The sequence below is a fragment of the Streptomyces griseorubiginosus genome (assembly GCF_017614965.1).
GTDB lineage: Bacteria > Actinomycetota > Actinomycetes > Streptomycetales > Streptomycetaceae > Streptomyces > Streptomyces griseorubiginosus_B.
On sequence record NZ_WVUG01000667.1, the window covers coordinates 1 to 1,059 of the forward strand.

Here is a 1,059-nt window from a genome sequence, read left to right on the forward strand (position 1 = left end):
CTGGGGGGGGGCCGGGTGCGGGCGGTGGGACCGCACGCGCGGCTGTGGCGCGATCCGGAGTACCGGGCGGTGTTCGGGGATGGCTGACGGCGTCGTGCGGAGCGGGCTGCGCTTCCTCCGGGTCCGGTGGCGGGTCGTCGTGGGGCTCGCGGCCTGGTCGGTGCTGGAGACGGGGCAGACGTTCCTCACCGGGTACGCGCCCGCGCGGGCGCTGGACGAGGGGTTCCTGGCCGGGCGGACGGACGTGGGGCTGGTCTGGCTCGCGGCCGCCGGACTGGGCGTGGTCGTGGGCGCTTACGGGACGGCGCGCGTCTACGGGGCCGTCGCCGCGCTGGTCGAGCCGCTGCGGGACCGGCTGGTGGAGCGGGTGGTCGGGCACGGGGTGCGGGAGGCCGACGGCGGGGCGCTCTCGCGGCTCACCCAGCAGGTGGAGATCGCCCGGGACGCCTTCGCCGGGCTGGTCATGGTGTCGCGGTCGTTCGTGTTCACCGCGGCGGGCGCGCTGGGCGGGCTGTTCTCCCTCGACCCGCTCCTCCTGCTGGTCGTCGGGCCGCCGCTGCTGGCCGGGGTGGCCCTGTTCGCGGCGACGCTACGTCCGCTGGCGCGCCGGCAGGAGGCGTTCCTCACCGCCGACGAGGAACTGGCGGACCGTCTGGGCGCGGTGTGTCCGGCGCTGCGCGACGTCACGGCGACCGGCGCCGAGCAGACGATCGCCGCCGACACCGCGGAACGCGTCGGCGCCGAGTTCCGCGCCGCCCGTTCCCTCGCCCGCTGGGGCGTCCTGCGGGTCGCCGCGCTCGCGCTCGGCGGCCGGCTTCCCGTCGTCCTGCTCCTGGCGTCCGCCCCCTGGCTCCTGGCCCACGGCGTCAGCACCGGCGCCCTGGTCGGCGCGCTCGCCTACACCACCCAGTCCCTTCTGCCGGCCCTCCACAGCCTCGTGCACGGCCTCGGCACGAGCGGCTCCCGCCTGACGGTGGTGCTGCGCCGGCTGACGTCGGCCGGGAAGGGCGAGACGCCCGACACACGCCCCCGTACTCCCGCGGGCGACGACGCGTCCCC

General features: G+C 77.5%; 1 pseudogene. It reads left to right on the forward strand.

The features are described 5' to 3' along the window. Positions 1 to 79: 79 nt before the first annotated feature. Positions 80 to 1,059 (forward strand): annotated as a pseudogene (locus tag GRC12_RS44615) (ATP-binding cassette domain-containing protein); the annotation flags it as partial.